This is a genomic window from Klebsiella planticola (assembly GCF_000783935.2).
In the GTDB taxonomy this organism is placed as follows: domain Bacteria; phylum Pseudomonadota; class Gammaproteobacteria; order Enterobacterales; family Enterobacteriaceae; genus Klebsiella; species Klebsiella planticola.
In genome coordinates this window covers 502,850-519,501 of sequence record NZ_CP026047.1, presented here as the reverse complement: position 1 = coordinate 519,501, position 16,652 = coordinate 502,850, and the positions used below count along the sequence as shown (strand labels likewise).

The following is a 16,652-nucleotide window of genomic DNA, read 5'->3' as shown; positions in this document are numbered from 1 at the left end:
CCCTCTGCCGGGCCCGCGACGGCCCGGCATGACAAGGTTAAGCTGCGCTATTTGTGCATATCGGCAATATTGAAAATCTGCTCGAGCATCGGGTTAAAGACGAAACCCTTGACCTCTTTGTTCATCGCCACCTGGTAGTTCTTCTGGAACAGATAGACGTAGGCGGCCTCATCGATAACGGTTTTCTGCGCCGCCTGATAATCCCGGGTGCGTTCTGTCTGGTCGGTAGTGGCGACGGCCTGTTTGAGCAGCGCGTCAACCTGCGGGTTGGCATAGAACGAACGGTTGCCCGGCAGCCCTTTCTTATCTGACTCGAACCAGTAGTTCATGAACATATAGGGGTCGGCGAAATCCGGGCTCCAGTTGCCGATAGCGATATCGTAATCCCCTTTACCAATGCGCTCGCGCATGGTGGCGTTAGCCAGTTTTTCCAGCTTCACCTGAATGCCGAGGGTTTGCAGATTCGCCTGGGTGGAGAGGGCGATGGGCTCCCAGTTCGGGTCGTTATCCGAGTAGAGGAACGACAGGGTTTTTGGCTTATCGGCGACGTTGGCCAGCGCGGCTTTGGCTTTATCCATATCAAGGGAATACTGCATCGCGCTCGGGTCAAAGCCCCACATGCCGTCGGGGATTGGGCCGCGCATCTGTTTGCCGTTGCCGCCGAGAATGCCGCTGACCATCCCTTGATAATCGGTGGCCCAGGAGACGGCGCGGCGTAAATCGACCTGATTCATCGGCGCTTTGCTGTTGTTGAGATACAGGTAGGTCACGCGCAGCGCCGGATAGTCATACACCGCCACGCTATCCTGCTTCTTCAGGGCCGCAAACTGGTCGACCGGCAGCGCATCGGCAATATCCAGATCGCCCTTGGTCAGCTGCAGACGGCGGGCGGCGCTTTCACCAATAATTTTCACCGTCACCCGTTTAAAGGTCGGCTTCGTGCCGCTGAAGTGCGGGTTGGGCACCAGCACCAGCTGCTGGCCTTTCTGCCAGCGCTGCAGCATATAGGCTCCCGAGCCGGCGGTATGTTCCGCCAGCCAGGCGCGGGCGTCATCGGCGGCGTTGGCCTTCAGGACCGCCGGGTTGACGATCGACGCGCCATCATTGGCCAGGGTGTGGAGGAACGGAGCGAACGAGTCCGGCAGGATGAAGCGCACCGTGGCGGGATCCACGGCCTCAATTTTCAGCCCGCTCGGGAAGGCTTCCGAAGGACCTTGCTTAATGCGCATCAGGCGTTCGAAAGAGAGTTTTACCGCTTCGGCGGTGACCGGCGTGCCGTCGTCAAACTGCATATTTTTGTGCAGTGAAAAGGTCCAGGTTTTACCGTCATCAGAGACCTGCCAGCTTTCGGCCAGGTCGCCCTCGACGTCCGTTGAGCCTTTCCCGTCCTGGGTTTTGTATTTGACCAACCGCTGGTAGGCCGGGTAGGTGACCGTCCAGTCGTTATTATCAATAGTGACGGCCGGGTCGAGCGTCTGCGGATCGGCGGCTTTACCGATGACCAGCATATCTTTGGGCACGGCAGCATAAGCCGGGGCGATAGCCGCTGCCAGCGCAACGGCCAACAGCAGCGGGCGAAAACCGGTAAAAGAGGTGCGACTCATATTCATGGAATGACTCCGTCAGTGTGAGCGGGGGACAGGCAGGCGAAAACATCGTCAAGGAGCGGATAACCGGCCGCATCCGGTAATTCGAAGTGCCACCATTCCGTGGAAATACCCTTAAAGCCGCCGCCAAACATAATGGCGTTCAATAGCAGGCGGTTACGTTGGGCGGCCTGGGGAACTGCCGGGTGATAAGGGTGAGAGAGATCGTCCATCTCATCGAAGGCGGTGCCCATATCCAGCGGATGGCCGTTTTCGTCGATTAACGTCACATCAATAGCGGTACCGCGGCTGTGGTTCGAACCCAGCGCAATCGGCACCACGTAGTCCTGGTTCGGACAGGCGTTCCACAGCAACTGCTGCGCCTGCTGCGGACGATAGGCATCGAGAACCTGCAGATTCAGGCCCGCCAGCTGTGCGATGCGCAGGGATCTCTCCAACGCCGCCGCCGCATCCGGGTGCAGCAGGCAGCGGGCTTCGGCATAGATGGGCTGGCCGGTAATGTTATCGGCGCTGGCGTACTTGAGATCGATAGCCAGCGCCGGAAAGCGCGCGCGGATATCGACCAGAGTGACTTGCTGATTCATCTGTTGTTTCCTGTCCTGGAGCCTGACGAGCAGGCGCTTATTCACGTTCAAATTGACCAAACTCCTGCTGCAGCGCCCGGTTTTCGGCCAGCCGGCGCGACAGCGTCGGGCCGAGTTGCTCGACGACCGCGGAGAGCAGCAGGTTGAAAAGACAGCTGATTGGGGCGAGGGAATCCCAAAAATGACCGGTATCGGTTTTGACCTGCAGCAGATCGACCGGATAGTCGCGGGCCCACGGACACCAGATATCGGTGACCAGCGCGGTGGCAATGCGCCGCTCGGCGGCAACCCGACAGAACTGGCGGGCGGTGCTGGAGTAGGCGCGGGTATCCGTCAGGATGATGTAAGGGTGTGCGTATTCGGAGTTCAGCGACTCCAGCCAGCTACCGGAGCTGCCGTCGGCATAGGTCACGCGCGGGCGCAGGTATTCGAGATGGCTAAAAAAGCTGTTGGCGATGCCTCGCGTTGACTGGATCCCGAGCACAATCACCGTATCGGCCTGGGCGATCCGCGTGCTAACCCGGGCGAAGGTCTCTTCCTGCGCCAGCTGATAAACATAGCGGATCGCATCCAGCTCCATCTGTAGCGACAGGCTGGCGCGATCGGGCTGCGTCTGCTGCTGCGCCCAGGAGTCGAGGCGGTCGATGACGCCCCAGTGTTTATAGGGCGCCGGGGTATGATCTTTCAGACCGTTTTTGACGTCGTCGAGGTTGCGATAGCCGAGTTTGCGCAGGCAGCGGCCGACGGTGATCCCGCTGGTGCCGGTCGCCAGCGCAATGCTATCGGCCGTTTCATAGGGAATATGTTCCCGATGGCTCAGCAGCCAGCTGCCGATGCGTTTTTCACTTGGCGTCAGCTGGCTAAATATCGACTCGATGGTGCGAAACAGCCTGGAGTTATCGTTCATACCCGCCTCTCAATGAGATTTCTCTCTCATGAACCCGCATTGTGTTACTCAACTAACAAAGCACGATGCATGCCATCTGTTCCGGAAAACCGTTTTTTGCGGTATCACTGGGAAAATGCGCGAGGCAGGCGAACAAAGAGCGTATATTTTCGCCAGAATATGCACAAAGAAAGTGCAACGTTTCCTGGTTGTGCATCACAAAAATAAAACATACGATTAACAATGTTGTAATCTGTGCAACAAATGAGCAGAAAATAAAGCGCGCTGGAATCGTGCAAAACCTTCACAAAACCCACGTATTGATAAGGATGATGGTATGAACTTAAAGGTCTGTCTGACCTTCGTACTCGCGAGTATTGCCTGCGGTAGCCAGGCGCGGGATCTGCAGGCGATTCAACAAAGCGGTGAGTTGAAAGTGGGCGTTCCGGGCGACTATGCTCCGCTGGCGTTCCACAACGAAGCGGGCGAACTGCGCGGTTACGACGTGGATATGGCAAAGGATCTGGGGCAGAAGCTGGGGCTTAAGGTCACCTTTGTGCTGACCAGCTGGCCGACGCTTTCCGGCGATCTGAAGGCCGATAAGTTTGACATTGCGATGGGCGGTGTCACTGAAACCCCTGAGCGGGCTAAAGATTTCGCCCTCAGCCATCCGGTGGTGGCCAACGGCAAAATCGCCCTGGCGAACTGTATGGCCGCCCCGGCACTCGGCAGCCTGGAAAAGATTGACCGCCCCAATGTGAAAGTGATTGTTAACCCGGGCGGCACCAACCAGAGCTACGTCGATGCTCATCTCAAACATGCGCAGATTATCAGGGTCAAAAATAACGTCGATAATCTTGAGGCGTTACGCCAGAAAACCGCCGATATGATGGTCACCGACCTGATTGAAGGCGTCTATTACGAGAACAAAGAGCCCGGTGTCTTCTGCGTCGCGACGGATAAACCCTTCCCGGGCACCGCCAGTTTTAAAGTCTATATGATGAACAAAGATAATCAGCCGCTGCTGGAGAAGGTGAACCACTGGCTGGACAGTCAGGATAAAAATATCCTCAAACAAAAATGGAAGATTCACGAATAGGAGACAACAGCCGGGAGTAAGCGCCTGATTTTTCCGCCCTCAAGCCTTTAGCCTTTTCGCCCCTTTGCACGAGTGCGGATGGTATCCCGCATCGCGCGAATTAAGGTCTCTTTGCTGCGTCCGCGACGAAAAATCAGTGAGAAGGGAGCCTGGTAGCCATATTCTGTCGGCAGCAGGGCGCGCAGCTTTTGCGCTTGTACCCACGGCAGCGCATAGTGCTCCGGCAGATAGCCGATATATTTGCCGGACAAGATGAGCATCAGCTGGGCCTCCATACTTTCGGCGCTGGCTTCGCTCTGCTTAAAGCCTTTACGCCCCAAATCACTGCTGCTCCAGTAGCTGCGGGTGACCATCCGCATCGGCGAAATCAGCGCTTCCGTCAGATGCTTAACGGTAAAGAGCGGGTGCTTATCACCGCAGTAGAGCCAGTTTTGCTCGCGATAGAGCGGATGAGAAATCACGCTGTTGGCCTGAAGTGAGAAGGTCCCGACGGCGAGATCCAGTTCGTTATTCAATACGCCCTGTAAAAGCGCATTCGGACTTCTGACCTGCAGGTTTATCTGTACCCGCGGGAAGCGTTCGCTGAAGGTCGCAATAATATCGCTCATGGGCAGCATCGGATCGGTAATCGTGGAATCGATGACGCCAAGATTAAAGATTCCGGTTTGTTCACCCCGCAGGGAGGCCGTATTGCGTTCGAAATCCTCCAGCGAATTCAGCAAATCGATGCTTTGCTGAAGGACGGTCTCCCCTTTTTCCGTCAGCGAAAATCCGCCTCTGCCACGGCGGCACAGAATGATTCCCAGCTTCTCTTCGAGCTCACTCATGTAGTTGCTGATGGCCGAAACCGTCAGGTTAAGCTCCTGCTGTGCGTTGGCGTAGCCCTGATATTTGGCGACGGTGATAAAAACGTGTAACAGGCGCAGATTGGGAAATTTGCCCACTGACATAGGGGAATACTCCACTGTAAGTCCCGGGTTTTGTTTTTATTTTTCTAAACTAATTTTTTGGCTTTGACTATTTTTTCTCTGTACTACCTTCCGCAGTATCTCTTTATCGCCCCGATAAGCCATGGAGAAACTGCAATGACATCCGCAACTGAACATGAGTTCCCGCAGCCGCAGGATGGTGAAATTCCGCGCTTTAGCGGATTACCGACCTTTTTCCGTCTTCCTTTTGCCCCGCAGACCAGCGAACTGGATATCAGCGTGGTGGGGGTGCCGTGGGATGGCGGAACCACTAACCGTGCCGGCACGCGCCACGGGCCGCGCGAACTGCGCAATGCCTCCAGCCTGGTGCGGCGGATCCATCCGGTGACCCGCCGCTCTCCCTACGATTATGCGCGGGTGGGCGATCTGGGCGATGTGCGGATTAATCCCGTGGATCTGCAGGATAGCCTGGCGCGCATTGAGGCCTGGTATCACGCCCTTAATCAGCAGCAGGTGATGCCGTTAACCGCGGGGGGCGATCATCTCACCACCTTGCCGATTCTGCGGGCGCTGGGAAGGAATAAGCCGCTGGGCATGATCCATTTTGATGCCCATTCGGACACCAACGACAGCTATTTTGGCGGTGAGCGCTTTACCCACGGCACCCCGTTTCGCCGCGCGGTGGAAGAGGGGGTTCTCGACCCGAAACGCACGGTGCAAATCGGTATTCGCGGCGCGCTATTCTCCGCGGATGAACACCGCTGGGCGGAGGAAAACGGCATCACGATTATCCGTATGGAGCAGGTCAATGAGCAGGGCATCGAACGGGTGATGCAGCGGGCGCGGGAGATTGTCGGCGACCAGTCCACCTACATCAGCTTTGATATCGACGTGCTGGATCCGGTCTATGCCCCCGGCACCGGAACGCCGGAAATTGGCGGTATGACCACCTTGCAGGCGCAGCATTGTCTCCGCCAGCTTGCCGGGTTGAACCTGATTGGTGCCGACCTGGTGGAGGTGTCGCCGCCGTTTGACCAGGGCAATCTCACCAGCCTGACCGGCGCGACCCTGATGTTCGAACTGCTTTGCCAGCTTGCCGATGCTCATCATCGGCGCATTTCAGCTTAACCGGAGCCAACTGATGAAAAAATCTCTCTCATTACGTTATCTTGCGACCTCGCTGGGACTGGCGTTGGGGCTGGCATCGGCGGCCCAGGCGGCCGATACCACTCTCTCGCCGGGAAAAATAAAAATAGCCATGGAGGTGGCCTACCCGCCATTTGAATCCTGGCAGGATGACGCCATCGTGGGTTTCGATGCCGAACTGGCGGCGCTGCTTAGCCAGAAAACAGGCTTAACGCTCCAGCTGGTGGATACGAAATTCAGCAGCCTGATCCTTGGCCTGAGCGGCGGTCGTCAGGATGCGGTGATCTCGGCGCTCTATATCACTGAGGAACGTACCCGTCAGGCGGATGCTATCCCGTACGCCAACACCGGGGCCTATATTATGGTGCGCAGCGACAGTCCCGTTGCGCCGCAAACGGAACACGATCTCTGTGGGCTCACCGTCGGACTACAGCAGGGCACCTCATGGGTGAAAAAGCTGCAGGCGCTGTCGGCGGGCGAATGCCAGCAGCAGGGCAAAGGGGCTATCGAGATAAAAGAGTTCCCGACCTCGCCGGAGACGCTGCAGGCGCTGCTCTCCGGAAATATTCAGGCGCAGGTAGATATCGCTGGCGTGGTCAGCCTGTTTACCCAGCGTAGCAAAGGCCGCCTGAAGGTGAGTTCCCCGCAGACGATTTATCCGCAAACGCTGGGGATTTACGTTCGCAGAGGGAATACGGCGCTGGCGCAACAGCTGACTTCGGCATTGAAAACGCTGCGTGACAACGGGGAATATCATGCTTTGCTGCAGAAATATGCCGTCTACGGTATTACCGATAACGCGCCGCAGCTCTGAGATGAAAAGCGGAAATGTTGCGATAAACGAGCCATTTAATGAGATGTACGTCACGTTTTATGGCTGATTATCTCTCGAATGAAACTTAATTCTCATAGTTATCAATTGATTAGTGTGTTTTTGCCATCATTTGTGTATTCAGTGTGTAAAATTACACACTGATCACAATTCCTCTCCCGTCCGCATGTTTTAATTCCCCTCACCAAAACAGAGAGGAATTCATATGAAACACATGATGATTTGCTGCGGCGCTGGCGTAGCCACCAGCACCGTAGCTTTAAATAAACTGCAGGACTTCCTGAAAAAAGAAAATATCCTCGATAAGGTTCGTATTTCACAAGGTACCGTCGCGGAAGCTAAAACCCGTGACGATGTCGATTTTATCGTCTCGACGTCGCCCGTTGCGCTGTCCGTTCCGGTCATCAACGCTCTGCCGCTATTAACCGGCATGGGTACCGATAAAGTGTTCAGCAGCGTGAAAGAATTAATTCTCGCCGAGGGTTAAGCCATGTTTATTGTTGATTACATAGTGGGGTTAGGCGCGTCGGTAATGATGCCGCTGATATTTATGCTCCTCGGTTTATTATTACGACTGTCCCTCAGTAAAGCCCTGAAAGCGGGCTTAATGGTGGGGATCGGGTTTATCGGCTTAAGCATTACCGTGAATCTGATGATCGATTCTCTTACGCCCGTCAGCCACGCGCTGGTAGAGCGTTTCGGTCTGAATCTGAACGTGCTGGATGTGGGCTGGCCCGCAGCGGCGGCGGTGGCGATGGGAACGCGCGTCGGAGCGCTGGTGATTCCGGTGTGCGTGGCGATTAACGTGCTGATGCTGTACACCAAAACCACCCGGGTGTTGAACGTTGATATCTGGAACCTGTGGCATCACGCGTTTACCGGCTCGCTGGTGACGATTATTACCGATAGCCTGTGGCTGGGGATATTTGCCGCCGGGATTAACTGCATTATTACGATGGTGATTGCCGACCGCACCAGCGGCGATGTCGAAAAATATTTAAATCTCCCGTCTATTTCGGTGCCACATGGTTTTTCCGCCTCATTTGTTCCGGCGGCATGGCTGGTGAATGCTATTGTCGACCGTATTCCGGTGGTGCGTGATATTAAAATTGATACCGAAGTGATTCAGCGGAGATTATCTATTCTCGGCGACCCGGCTTCTCTCGGGGCCATTATCGGCGCGCTGCTCGGCATTATTGCCGGAATTGAAGTAAAGGCTATTTTGCAAACGGCGATTACCATGGCGGCGGTGATGACCATTATTCCACGGATGGCGAAGATGCTGATGGAAGGGGTCTATCCGATCAGCGAACGTATTCAGGAAATTGCTCAGTCGCGGGCCGGATCGTTTGGTAAAATCGCCATTGGTCTGGACTCTGCCGTCAGCGTCGGCCATCCGGTGACGCTGTCCGTTTCGATGCTGATGATTCCGGTGATGCTGGTCCTCGCGGCAATCATTCCCGGCAACCAGTTCCTGCCTTTTGCGTCATTAACCGGTTTACCCTTCGCCTTTGTTCTGGTGACGGCGGTATGCCGCGGCGATATGTTCCGCACGCTGCTGACCGGGCTGTTAACCTTGAGCCTGGCGCTGCTGATTGGTACCAACCTGGCGCCGATTGTCACCAGTACCGCAGTCAGTACCGGCTTCTCGCTGCCGCAGGGCACCACCAGTATCAGTAGCGTGGATTATGCCGGGGCGATGTTGCCATGGGCGATTATCCAGAGTTTCCACCTCAAAGAGATTGGCGTCGGGATTCTGACCCTCTGTACCCTCGCGCTGGTGTTGTGGAACCGCCGCAAACTGGCACAGGAAAATGAACGGCCGACAGAGACGGCGACGGAGGCAGGAAAATGATGTTTAGCGCTCAGCGAGTCGTGACGTTTAACGAGGCCGTGAGTCGGACGGCCTTACTGACCCGCCTTGCCCAAAGTCTGCTGGCGGATGGCCTGGTAAAACCGAGTTTCACCGACGGCGTGCTCGCTCGTGAGGAGGTCTACCCGACGGGGATCTTTATGGAGACCCACAGCGTTGCCATTCCGCATACCGAGTTTGAGCATGTTAACCACACCGGGTTTGCTATCGGTATCAATCGGGCCGGCGTAGCGTTTCACCGTACCGATGAGCCGGAAGAGGTGGTGGTGCCGGAGATCGTGGTGATGATGGCCATTGATAAAACTTGCGAAAAAGTGGCAATTATTCAATCCTTATTCGCATTATTAGCCGATCGCGATCGCGTTAACGATATCGTTAAAATGACGCCAGAGGAGATTGCAAAAGTGTTCACCGATGCCGTCGTCACGCAGTAAGATAAAATGATGGGCGCCAGACGGTGAGGCCGGAAGCGGAGAGGGGCAAGATGTTACGCATCAGCGACGTCATAGAGCTAGCGATGGTCAGTCGCAAGACTATCTATAACGCGATCAACAGCGGCCGGCTGAAGTATCAGCTGGTGAATGTTGATAACCGCCAGGTTCGTATGTTCCTTGAAGAGGATGTGTTTGAAGCCTTTCCAAAATCCAGCCGCAGCACCACGCAAGAGCAGGAGATGCAGGCGCTACGGGAGGAGGTGGCTTCCCTCAAGTTTGCCCTCGCGGAACTGCAAAAGGCGGTCAACGCCATGGATCCTGAAAGTCAGTTCGAAATGACGTCGGTTAACGATCCGGCCAAAAAGCCCGGCCGCTAGTCAGCGGGCGGGCGCTAAGCGGTCAGACAATATCATCTACCACGCCGCCATCGACGCGCAGCGCCGCGCCGGAGGTGGCGGAGGCCTGAGTTGAGCAGACGTACACTACCATATTGGCCACTTCATCAACCGATGCCGCCCGCTGGATAACCGAGCTGGGGCGATGGGTCATCACAAACTCTTTGGCGAGCTGGTCCAGCGGTTTACCGGTTTTCGCCACCTCGTCTTTCATCATTTCGGCAAAGCCATCGGAAATCGTCGGGCCGGGCAACACGCTGTTTACCGTCACGCCGCTTCCGGCCACGAATTTCGCCAGCCCACGCGCCAGCGACAGCTGAGCGGTTTTGGTCACCCCGTAGTGGATCATGTCCGGCGGAATGTTGCGCGCCGACTCCGAGGAGATGAACACCACCCGCCCCCAGCCTTTTTGCACCATCGCCGGCAGCAGCGCACGCGACAGCCGGACGCCGGACATAACGTTGGTCTGCCAGTAGTTTTCCCAGATGGCATCGTCAGTGTCGTAGAAGTCCAGCGGGCCATAAATCCCGGCGTTATTAACCAGAATATCGACGCCGGTTACCGCTTGCAGGAGCTGAGCGACCCCTTCGCCACTGCTCAGGTCGGCAACGGCGGCGCGCGGCCTGGCGCCGGGCACCTCATTTTGCAGGCGGGCGATGGCCTCGTTGACGCTACGCTCGCTGCGCCCGTTCACCACCACCTCCGCGCCGCTGGCCGCCAGCCCTTTGGCGATAGCAAAGCCAATCCCGGCCGTGGATGCGGTCACCAGCGCAACTTTCCCCGAAAGATCAATCTTCATAACTCCGGCCTTATGTGTTGTCAGACAGACCATTAAGCGTAGCAGCTGATGAGGGCGCAGGTCGGGGGATCGCCTGCGCAAAGGGTCAATAGCCCCGCTGTTTATCCACCAGATTGTTCAGCGGTAGCGCGCGTTGCTGGCGGTGAATGTTCTCCAGCAGCTGGCGAGCAACCACCTCCGCCGGCGCGATCGAGGCCATATGTGGGGTGATGACCACCTGCGGATGCAGCCACAGCGGGTCATCCTGCGGCAGGGGCTCAACGGGGAAGACATCCAGTACCGCGCCCGCCAGCCGGCCGCTATCCAGCGCCTGCAGAATATCGTGATTCACCATATGTTCGCCGCGTCCGCAGTTGATGAGTACCGCGCCTGCGGGAAGCCTGTCGAGCAGCGGCCGGGCGAGAATACCGCGGGTCTGTTCGGTGAGCGGCAGCACGTTGATCAGCGCATCCAGCTCAGCAAAAAATTCACCGGCCTGCGCGTCGCCGTGATAACACCGGACGCCGGGGAGCTGCTTCTCACTGCGCGCCCAGCCGGAAACGTGATACCCCAGCCCGGCGAGGCGGGTGGCGATGTAGCCGCCGATTTCGCCAAGCCCCATCACGCCAATGCGAAAATCGGCGGCGGCCCGCTGCGGGTAAATCTTCCAGACGCGCTGACGCTGGTGCGCCAGCGCGCGATCGAAATTGCGCTGAAACCACAGCACGCCCCACAGGGCGTACTCGAACATCCCATGACGGAAATCCTCATCCACCACCCGGCAGAGCGGAACAGGGCTGGCGAACAGGCTATCGGGAAGATGGTCCACCCCGGCCGACGCGGCCTGGATTAATTTTAACGCCGGCGAACGCGTCAGCAGGCTGGCATCGGGAAACCAGCAGCTGGCATATTCCGCGGTGCGTGCCGCCGGATGTTCGGGTAAGACCGCGGTCACTTCCGGGAACAGCTGCAGCGCCTCGCAAATCTCGCGGGCATAGTTCTGGTCATTGCAATCGACAACGATAGTCAGGTTTGGCATAGGCGTTAGTCTTTGTAAGAAGTGTCGAGACGGTTCAGGCGGCGCAACCACGCCTGCCAGACCAGCTGGCGTTCATGTTCCACGCCCATCAGCTGTTCGCAGGCGTGTTGGCTCAGGTGTGCAGGAATGGTATGGATGGCGCTGAGCGGAGCGAGCTGTGCGCTGGCCATTTGAATTTCGCAGGCGCGGTTGAGGTAGTACATGATGTAAAACGCATCGGCAACGGTACGCCCGACCGACAGCAGCCCGTGGCTTTGTAAAATCATGGCGATATTGTTCCCGAGCGAACGCTGGATTCGCTCGCGCTCGTCGAGGTCAAAGGCGACGCCCTCATACGGGTGGTAGCCGACGCGCTGGTAAAATTCGGTGCTGATCTGGTTAAGCTGTAACAATCCCTGCTGGCAGGCGGCGACCGCCATGCCCGGCAGCGTATGGGTATGGATGACGCAATGCGCATCTTCCCGCGCCATATGCACCGCGCTGTGGATGGTAAAACCGGCTGAGTTGGCCGGAGCGTGGCCTTCCACGACCTTTCCCTGCATATCGACGACGATGAGATTACTGGCCGTCACCTCATCGAACATCATGCCAAACGGGTTTATCAGAAACCGCGGTTCGCCGTCGCCCGGCAGGCGGACGGAAAAGTGGGTATACAGCGTATCTTCCCAGCCAAACAGCGCCGCCAGACGGTAGGCGGCAGCCAGGTCCTGGCGTAGTTCACGTTCAGTCGTCATTTATTGCACTCCCATAAATTCACGTATGCGGCTCAGCGTCGGATCTTCCGCGCCGTTGCGGATGCGCTGTGGAGGCACATCGCTTGCCACGACGCCGTTTTCCATCATCACCACCCGGTCAGAGATGGATAAAGCGAAGTCCATCTCATGGGTGACGATCAGCATCGTCATCCCTTCACGGGCAAGAGACTGAATCACCTTCAGCACTTCCCCCACCAGTTCTGGGTCCAGCGCTGAGGTGGGTTCGTCAAACAGCATGATGTCCGGTTTTAAAGCCAGCGCCCTGGCGATGGCGACGCGCTGCTGCTGGCCGCCGGAGAGCTGCCAGGGATATTTTTCGGCATGGGCCAGCAGGCCGACGCGATCCAGCAGATAGAGGGCCTGCTCTCTGGCCACCCGCTGTTCAACCAGCTTGTGATACAGCGGGGCGAGCATGACGTTATCGAGCACCGTGCGGTGAGGGAACAGGTTGAAACTCTGGAAAACCATGCCGATACGCCGCACGCCGGCGCGCATCTGCGGTTTATCCACGATAGCCGCCCCCTTAAGGTAATCTTCGCCATAGAGCACAATCTCCCCGGCATCGATGCTTTCCAGCGCGTTAATGGTGCGGATAAGGGTGGTTTTGCCGGACCCCGACGGCCCGATGATGCTGATGACCTGCCCGTTTTCGACTTTCAGATCGATACCTTTCAGGACCTGATGCTGGCCCCAGGATTTCTCGATCGCGCGCAGATCGAGCGCCGGCGGATTGCCGCTGGTGGGTTCGGCCTTCGCCGTATGCTGCGGCGCCTTCAGCGACTGACGCAGGGCTTCACACTCGGCGTCATTGAAGGTCTGCGGGCGCTTTTGCTGAATATCCAGTACATTTTCCAGCGCCCGGAACAGCCAGGTGAAGACCGTCACCACCATGACGTAGTAGACCGCGACTGCCAGCAGCGTCTCCATGACGAGGAAGTTTTGCGCATACAGGCGCTGGCCGGTGAGCAGCAGCTCCGGAAGTGAAATAACCGATAATATTGAGCTGAGCTTAATAATCGTGATGTATTCATTAATCAGGGTGGGTAACGAAATACGAAACGCCTGCGGAATAATAATTAAGCGCTGAATACCAATAAAGCTGAAACTTAATGCGTGACCGGCTTCGCTTTGTCCTTTCGCCACCGACATTAATCCGCCGCGATGGATTTCCGCCATATAGGCTGCTTCGGTAACGGTCATCGATACTAATCCGGCAATAAACGGAATACCGAGCAGCGGCTGGGTGACCGGGAAGAGCTGCGGCAGGTTATAGACAAAGACCAGCAGCACCATTAACGGCACGCTGCGGAAAAACCAAATATAGAGTTCGACGGGAACCTTTAGCCAGCGCGGGCCGGAGAGCTTCGCGCAGGCTAATAAAAATCCTAATACCAGGCCAATAAACCAGGACAATGAGCTGACGACGATGACGGTGATACACGCCTGCCAGAATGCCCCAACGCTAAATAATGAGAAAAAGTATCCCCAATCGAACTCCATACCGACTCCTGTTGCTCGTGTGCTTTATTGTATTTAATCGATGCGCTCTAAATTGTATTTCTTGATAATGGCGTCATATTTTCCGTTGGCTTTTAAGGTGGTTAATGTTGATTTAATAGCGGTCACCAGTTCGCTATTTCCCTTCGCAACGTAAATCCCCAGAGGCAGCGGGTAGACCAGCCGCGTGGAGCTGATAGCCAGCCGCCCACGACTTTTATCGACAATGATTTGCGCCGCCGGAGCGATTTCTAACTGCGCGTTAATGTTTTTCGACAGCAGGGCCTGCGAAGCTTCCGGCGCGGTCGGGAACTCCTGGATGCTGATGGCCGGTTTACCGTTCTTCAGGCAATACTCGTCGGAGTGATTCTTCAGGCTGGTGACCCAGGTGGTGCCCTGCTGCAGGCCCACCTTGACGCCGCAGAGCTCGTCTTCCGTTTTGGGCTGAATTGCGCTGCTCTTCAGGGCAATGATCGACGCGCCGGACAGGGCGTAAGGGATCGCATCGGCCTGTTTCAGGCGCTCCGGCGTGACGTACATGCCGGAGATCACCGCGTCGTATTTCTTGCCGATGCCTAAAATCAGGCTGGTGAATTTGGTGTCGATCAGCTGCGGCTTCGCTTTTAGTTGTTCGGCAATCAGCGCGGCAAACTCCGGATCGAGGCCAACGATATTATTGTTGCTGTCATAGGATTCAAAAGGCGGATAGGTGACCTCCATACCGACTTTAAAGACACCATCGGTCAGCAGTTCTGCGGCCTGGGTCAGCGGAGAAAAGCAAGCGGCGACGGCGATGCCCAAAGCCACACGGCGCGAGAGCGACTTAAGCGTTTTTTTCATCATGTATCCTCACGGGTTATTAACGGTTTTTTGCTGTGCTTGTTTCTTCAGGTGACCAAAGGTGTTGGTGCCGCGGGCGCGCTCCGGAAGCTGCAGTTCGCCGCGGGTGACTTTCTCACGCAGGTAGCGATAGGTTTGCAGCGCCTGGCTCCACATATGCTCGCCAATGCTTAATTCCTGGTAGTCGCTGGCTTCTCCGGCGGCTAAAAAATTGGGCAGCGGCCGGATCAGCGTGTGGTAATCGCAGGCGAAAAACAGCGGGAAGGAGTAGCGTTCCTGCGGCACCTTGCGAACACGGTGAGCTGTAGCAACAAATGTGCCAGCGCTTAATACTTCCAGCATGTCGCCGATATTGATCACGAAAGCCTCTTCTCCGGCGGCGCTCTTCGCCGGCGGCGCATCGATCCAAACGCTTTCTTCGTTCAACACTTCCAGACCCGGCTGGTCGGCGAGCAGCAGGGTGAAGCACTCGTAATCGGTGTGTGCACCAATACCGGGAACATCCTCGGCGCTGGCATCAAAGGGGTAGTGAATCAGGCGCAGCTTCGACGGCGGGCAGGTCACCATCGCCTTGAAATATCCTTCCGGCAGACCAAGGGCGAGGGCAAAGGCGTCAAACAGGCGATGGCCAAGGGCGAAAACCGCGTCATAGTAGGCCAGCACCCGGGATTGAAATTCCGCGAGTTCCGGCCACTCGTTGGCGCCAATCAGCGGCGTGCCGGCCAGCACAAACGGATGGTCGTCCGCCGCCTGGAAGCCAATATCGAACGCCTCTTTATGGTCCGGTTTGCCGGAGCCGTAAATCTCTTCGCCTTCCGGGACATAGCCTTTATGGCTGCGGGAGTGGCCGATGTAGTACTGCATCTTTTGCTCCATCGGCAGGGCGAAGAGCGCTTTTGCCGCCGCGCGGATGCCGGCGATCAGCTCAGGGGCGATACCGTGACCGGTGATGTAGAAAAAGCCGACTTCCCGCGCCGCTTTGCCGATGGTGTCGGCGACGGCCTGGCGCTTTGCCAGACTGTCGCTGGCCAGATCGCTGATATCGATGGTCGGTAACTCAGTGAAAGAACTTTTTGCGACGCTCATTACGACAGATCCTTTTCGGTTAGCGATAAAAACTCGGCGAAATGCTGCTGTTCATGTTTCGCCATCCATGCATTCAGCGACCACAGATCGGCCACCGGGACGTTGGTGAACGGCAGGTGATGCAGATAGCCGTCGGGGCCAAACTCGGGCGTCAGCGTGGTGTGCTGATACCCACGCCGGCGCTGCGAGCGCCAGATTTGTTGCCAGAAGCGCTGCTGAAACTGCAGCGCAGCCCGATATTCCGGCGCGGCCGGATGGGGCACCTGCGGCCCCTGGTCATAACCGGCGCGGGCCTGAATGTGGTGCACGCGGTCGATAAAGGCGCTGAAATCATCGCAGGGGTCATCCAGCAGCCGTTCACTCACCACAATCCAGTGGCTGATATCGGCGGTAAACCGCAGCTGAGGCAGTTGCTGGATAATCTCGAGAGTCAGCCACGGGCTATACAGCGAGGTGGCTCGATGGGTTTCAAAGCTGCAGGTCAGCTCATACGCTGCCGCCAGCTCGTGGGCCTGGCCGAGAAAATCCACCTGCTGCGCCAGCGGCCAGCGGTCGTTGCCGGCTAGCAGATTAACGAAGCGCGGGTTCAGCGCTTTGGCGTCAGCGAAACGACCTTTCAGACGTTCAAGATGCTGCTGCGGCGTGTCGGCCTGCGCCGGAATCACGCCGCCGCCGCTGAAGACGATAGCGATATACTCCAGCGCCGATTCCTGCAGGCGTCGGGCCAGCGTCTGCTGCTCTTCCGGGGTCAGCGGTACGCGTGCTTCGATGCCAGCGCAGCCGACGCTTTTCAGCTCGTTGACCGTTTGCTGCCATGGGGTGGTGACACCCCAGAGCGTACGAAAAACCGTGAGTTGCATGAGCCGAATCCT

18 protein-coding genes are annotated in these 16,652 nt (G+C 57.0%); 7 read left to right on the top strand and 11 right to left on the bottom strand.

The genetic code is table 11. The features are described 5' to 3' along the window. Positions 1-47: 47 nt before the first annotated feature. Genes MC50_RS02395 through MC50_RS02385 form a run of 3 tightly spaced genes read right to left on the bottom strand, consistent with a single transcriptional unit; the run spans position 48 to position 3,098 of the window. A complete protein-coding gene (locus MC50_RS02395) occupies positions 48-1,604 on the bottom strand; it encodes an ABC transporter substrate-binding protein (protein WP_369974013.1) in 1,557 nt (518 codons plus the stop codon). 2 nt (positions 1,605-1,606) lie between these two features. Next, positions 1,607-2,191 (bottom strand): D-alanyl-D-alanine dipeptidase, encoded by a 585-nt coding sequence (gene ddpX, locus MC50_RS02390; protein ID WP_032696802.1) that lies wholly within the window; start codon positions 2,189-2,191, stop codon positions 1,607-1,609. 37 nt (positions 2,192-2,228) lie between these two features. After that, positions 2,229-3,098 (bottom strand): MurR/RpiR family transcriptional regulator, encoded by an 870-nt coding sequence (locus MC50_RS02385; protein ID WP_004866702.1) that lies wholly within the window; start codon positions 3,096-3,098, stop codon positions 2,229-2,231. Between the two features lie 316 nt (positions 3,099-3,414). On the opposite strand from MC50_RS02385, the gene MC50_RS02380 reads away from it, so the two are divergent. Further along, positions 3,415-4,176, top strand: a complete 762-nt coding sequence (locus MC50_RS02380) for a transporter substrate-binding domain-containing protein (RefSeq protein ID WP_032691050.1) — start codon at positions 3,415-3,417, stop codon at positions 4,174-4,176. A gap of 47 nt (positions 4,177-4,223) precedes the next feature. Here the strand turns inward: MC50_RS02380 and MC50_RS02375 are convergent, their stop codons facing one another. After that, complete coding sequence (locus MC50_RS02375; RefSeq protein WP_032691055.1) at positions 4,224-5,126, bottom strand: LysR family transcriptional regulator; 903 nt, start codon at positions 5,124-5,126, stop codon at positions 4,224-4,226. A gap of 135 nt (positions 5,127-5,261) precedes the next feature. Here MC50_RS02375 and speB point away from each other — a divergent pair, with 135 nt between their 5' ends. The 6 genes from speB (at position 5,262) to MC50_RS02345 (ending at position 9,767) form a co-directional block, all read left to right on the top strand. Next, positions 5,262-6,233: an agmatinase gene (speB, locus tag MC50_RS02370; RefSeq protein ID WP_032698987.1), complete on the top strand. Its 972-nt coding sequence runs from the start codon at positions 5,262-5,264 to the stop codon at positions 6,231-6,233. A 13-nt stretch (positions 6,234-6,246) separates the two neighbouring features. Further along, a complete protein-coding gene (locus tag MC50_RS02365; protein WP_047663397.1) occupies positions 6,247-7,065 on the top strand; it encodes an ABC transporter substrate-binding protein in 819 nt (272 codons plus the stop codon). Between the two features lie 223 nt (positions 7,066-7,288). After that, positions 7,289-7,570: a PTS sugar transporter subunit IIB gene (locus MC50_RS02360; RefSeq protein WP_004866676.1), complete on the top strand. Its 282-nt coding sequence runs from the start codon at positions 7,289-7,291 to the stop codon at positions 7,568-7,570. A gap of 3 nt (positions 7,571-7,573) precedes the next feature. After that, positions 7,574-8,938, top strand: coding sequence for a PTS galactitol transporter subunit IIC (locus tag MC50_RS02355; protein WP_032691058.1), 1,365 nt, complete (start codon positions 7,574-7,576; stop codon positions 8,936-8,938). Beyond that, complete coding sequence (locus tag MC50_RS02350) at positions 8,935-9,390, top strand: PTS sugar transporter subunit IIA (RefSeq protein ID WP_047663396.1); 456 nt, start codon at positions 8,935-8,937, stop codon at positions 9,388-9,390. Before MC50_RS02355 ends, MC50_RS02350 begins: the two co-directional genes overlap by 4 nt. Before the next feature lie 50 nt (positions 9,391-9,440). Then, positions 9,441-9,767, top strand: coding sequence for a MerR family transcriptional regulator (locus MC50_RS02345; protein ID WP_032696811.1), 327 nt, complete (start codon positions 9,441-9,443; stop codon positions 9,765-9,767). 22 nt (positions 9,768-9,789) lie between these two features. On the opposite strand, the gene MC50_RS02340 is transcribed toward MC50_RS02345, so the two are convergent. The 7 genes from MC50_RS02340 to MC50_RS02310 all read right to left on the bottom strand — a co-directional run bounded on the left by MC50_RS02340 (position 9,790) and on the right by MC50_RS02310 (position 16,640). Then, the gene (locus tag MC50_RS02340) at positions 9,790-10,584 is read right to left on the bottom strand and encodes an SDR family NAD(P)-dependent oxidoreductase (RefSeq protein WP_032691061.1); all 795 of its coding nucleotides are present in this window, start codon (positions 10,582-10,584) and stop codon (positions 9,790-9,792) included. An 85-nt stretch (positions 10,585-10,669) separates the two neighbouring features. Beyond that, the gene (locus MC50_RS02335; protein ID WP_032696812.1) at positions 10,670-11,602 is read right to left on the bottom strand and encodes a 2-hydroxyacid dehydrogenase; all 933 of its coding nucleotides are present in this window, start codon (positions 11,600-11,602) and stop codon (positions 10,670-10,672) included. A gap of 5 nt (positions 11,603-11,607) precedes the next feature. Beyond that, a complete protein-coding gene (locus tag MC50_RS02330) occupies positions 11,608-12,336 on the bottom strand; it encodes a class II aldolase/adducin family protein (RefSeq protein ID WP_032691063.1) in 729 nt (242 codons plus the stop codon). Continuing rightward, the gene (locus tag MC50_RS02325) at positions 12,337-13,857 is read right to left on the bottom strand and encodes an amino acid ABC transporter permease/ATP-binding protein (RefSeq protein WP_032691064.1); all 1,521 of its coding nucleotides are present in this window, start codon (positions 13,855-13,857) and stop codon (positions 12,337-12,339) included. A gap of 33 nt (positions 13,858-13,890) precedes the next feature. Next, positions 13,891-14,694, bottom strand: a complete 804-nt coding sequence (locus MC50_RS02320; protein WP_032696814.1) for an ABC transporter substrate-binding protein — start codon at positions 14,692-14,694, stop codon at positions 13,891-13,893. Between the two features lie 9 nt (positions 14,695-14,703). Continuing rightward, positions 14,704-15,780 (bottom strand): isopenicillin N synthase family dioxygenase, encoded by a 1,077-nt coding sequence (locus MC50_RS02315; RefSeq protein ID WP_015585910.1) that lies wholly within the window; start codon positions 15,778-15,780, stop codon positions 14,704-14,706. After that, positions 15,780-16,640, bottom strand: coding sequence for a sugar phosphate isomerase/epimerase family protein (locus tag MC50_RS02310; protein WP_032691066.1), 861 nt, complete (start codon positions 16,638-16,640; stop codon positions 15,780-15,782). The genes MC50_RS02315 and MC50_RS02310 overlap by 1 nt, the downstream gene beginning before the upstream one ends. Between the last annotated feature and the right edge of the window lie 12 nt (positions 16,641-16,652).

Excerpts from the sequence above, each read along its gene's own strand:
- MC50_RS02395 (WP_369974013.1), bottom strand. The coding sequence starts at position 1,604 with ATGAGTCGCACCTCTTTTACCGGTTTTCGCCCGCTGCTGTTGGCCGTT.
- ddpX (WP_032696802.1), bottom strand. The coding sequence starts at position 2,191 with ATGAATCAGCAAGTCACTCTGGTCGATATCCGCGCGCGCTTTCCGGCG.
- MC50_RS02385 (WP_004866702.1), bottom strand. The coding sequence starts at position 3,098 with ATGAACGATAACTCCAGGCTGTTTCGCACCATCGAGTCGATATTTAGC.
- MC50_RS02380 (WP_032691050.1), top strand. The coding sequence starts at position 3,415 with ATGAACTTAAAGGTCTGTCTGACCTTCGTACTCGCGAGTATTGCCTGC.
- MC50_RS02375 (WP_032691055.1), bottom strand. The coding sequence starts at position 5,126 with ATGTCAGTGGGCAAATTTCCCAATCTGCGCCTGTTACACGTTTTTATC.
- speB (WP_032698987.1), top strand. The coding sequence starts at position 5,262 with ATGACATCCGCAACTGAACATGAGTTCCCGCAGCCGCAGGATGGTGAA.
- MC50_RS02365 (WP_047663397.1), top strand. The coding sequence starts at position 6,247 with ATGAAAAAATCTCTCTCATTACGTTATCTTGCGACCTCGCTGGGACTG.
- MC50_RS02360 (WP_004866676.1), top strand. The coding sequence starts at position 7,289 with ATGAAACACATGATGATTTGCTGCGGCGCTGGCGTAGCCACCAGCACC.
- MC50_RS02355 (WP_032691058.1), top strand. The coding sequence starts at position 7,574 with ATGTTTATTGTTGATTACATAGTGGGGTTAGGCGCGTCGGTAATGATG.
- MC50_RS02350 (WP_047663396.1), top strand. The coding sequence starts at position 8,935 with ATGATGTTTAGCGCTCAGCGAGTCGTGACGTTTAACGAGGCCGTGAGT.
- MC50_RS02345 (WP_032696811.1), top strand. The coding sequence starts at position 9,441 with ATGTTACGCATCAGCGACGTCATAGAGCTAGCGATGGTCAGTCGCAAG.
- MC50_RS02340 (WP_032691061.1), bottom strand. The coding sequence starts at position 10,584 with ATGAAGATTGATCTTTCGGGGAAAGTTGCGCTGGTGACCGCATCCACG.
- MC50_RS02335 (WP_032696812.1), bottom strand. The coding sequence starts at position 11,602 with ATGCCAAACCTGACTATCGTTGTCGATTGCAATGACCAGAACTATGCC.
- MC50_RS02330 (WP_032691063.1), bottom strand. The coding sequence starts at position 12,336 with ATGACGACTGAACGTGAACTACGCCAGGACCTGGCTGCCGCCTACCGT.
- MC50_RS02325 (WP_032691064.1), bottom strand. The coding sequence starts at position 13,857 with ATGGAGTTCGATTGGGGATACTTTTTCTCATTATTTAGCGTTGGGGCA.
- MC50_RS02320 (WP_032696814.1), bottom strand. The coding sequence starts at position 14,694 with ATGAAAAAAACGCTTAAGTCGCTCTCGCGCCGTGTGGCTTTGGGCATC.
- MC50_RS02315 (WP_015585910.1), bottom strand. The coding sequence starts at position 15,780 with ATGAGCGTCGCAAAAAGTTCTTTCACTGAGTTACCGACCATCGATATC.
- MC50_RS02310 (WP_032691066.1), bottom strand. The coding sequence starts at position 16,640 with ATGCAACTCACGGTTTTTCGTACGCTCTGGGGTGTCACCACCCCATGG.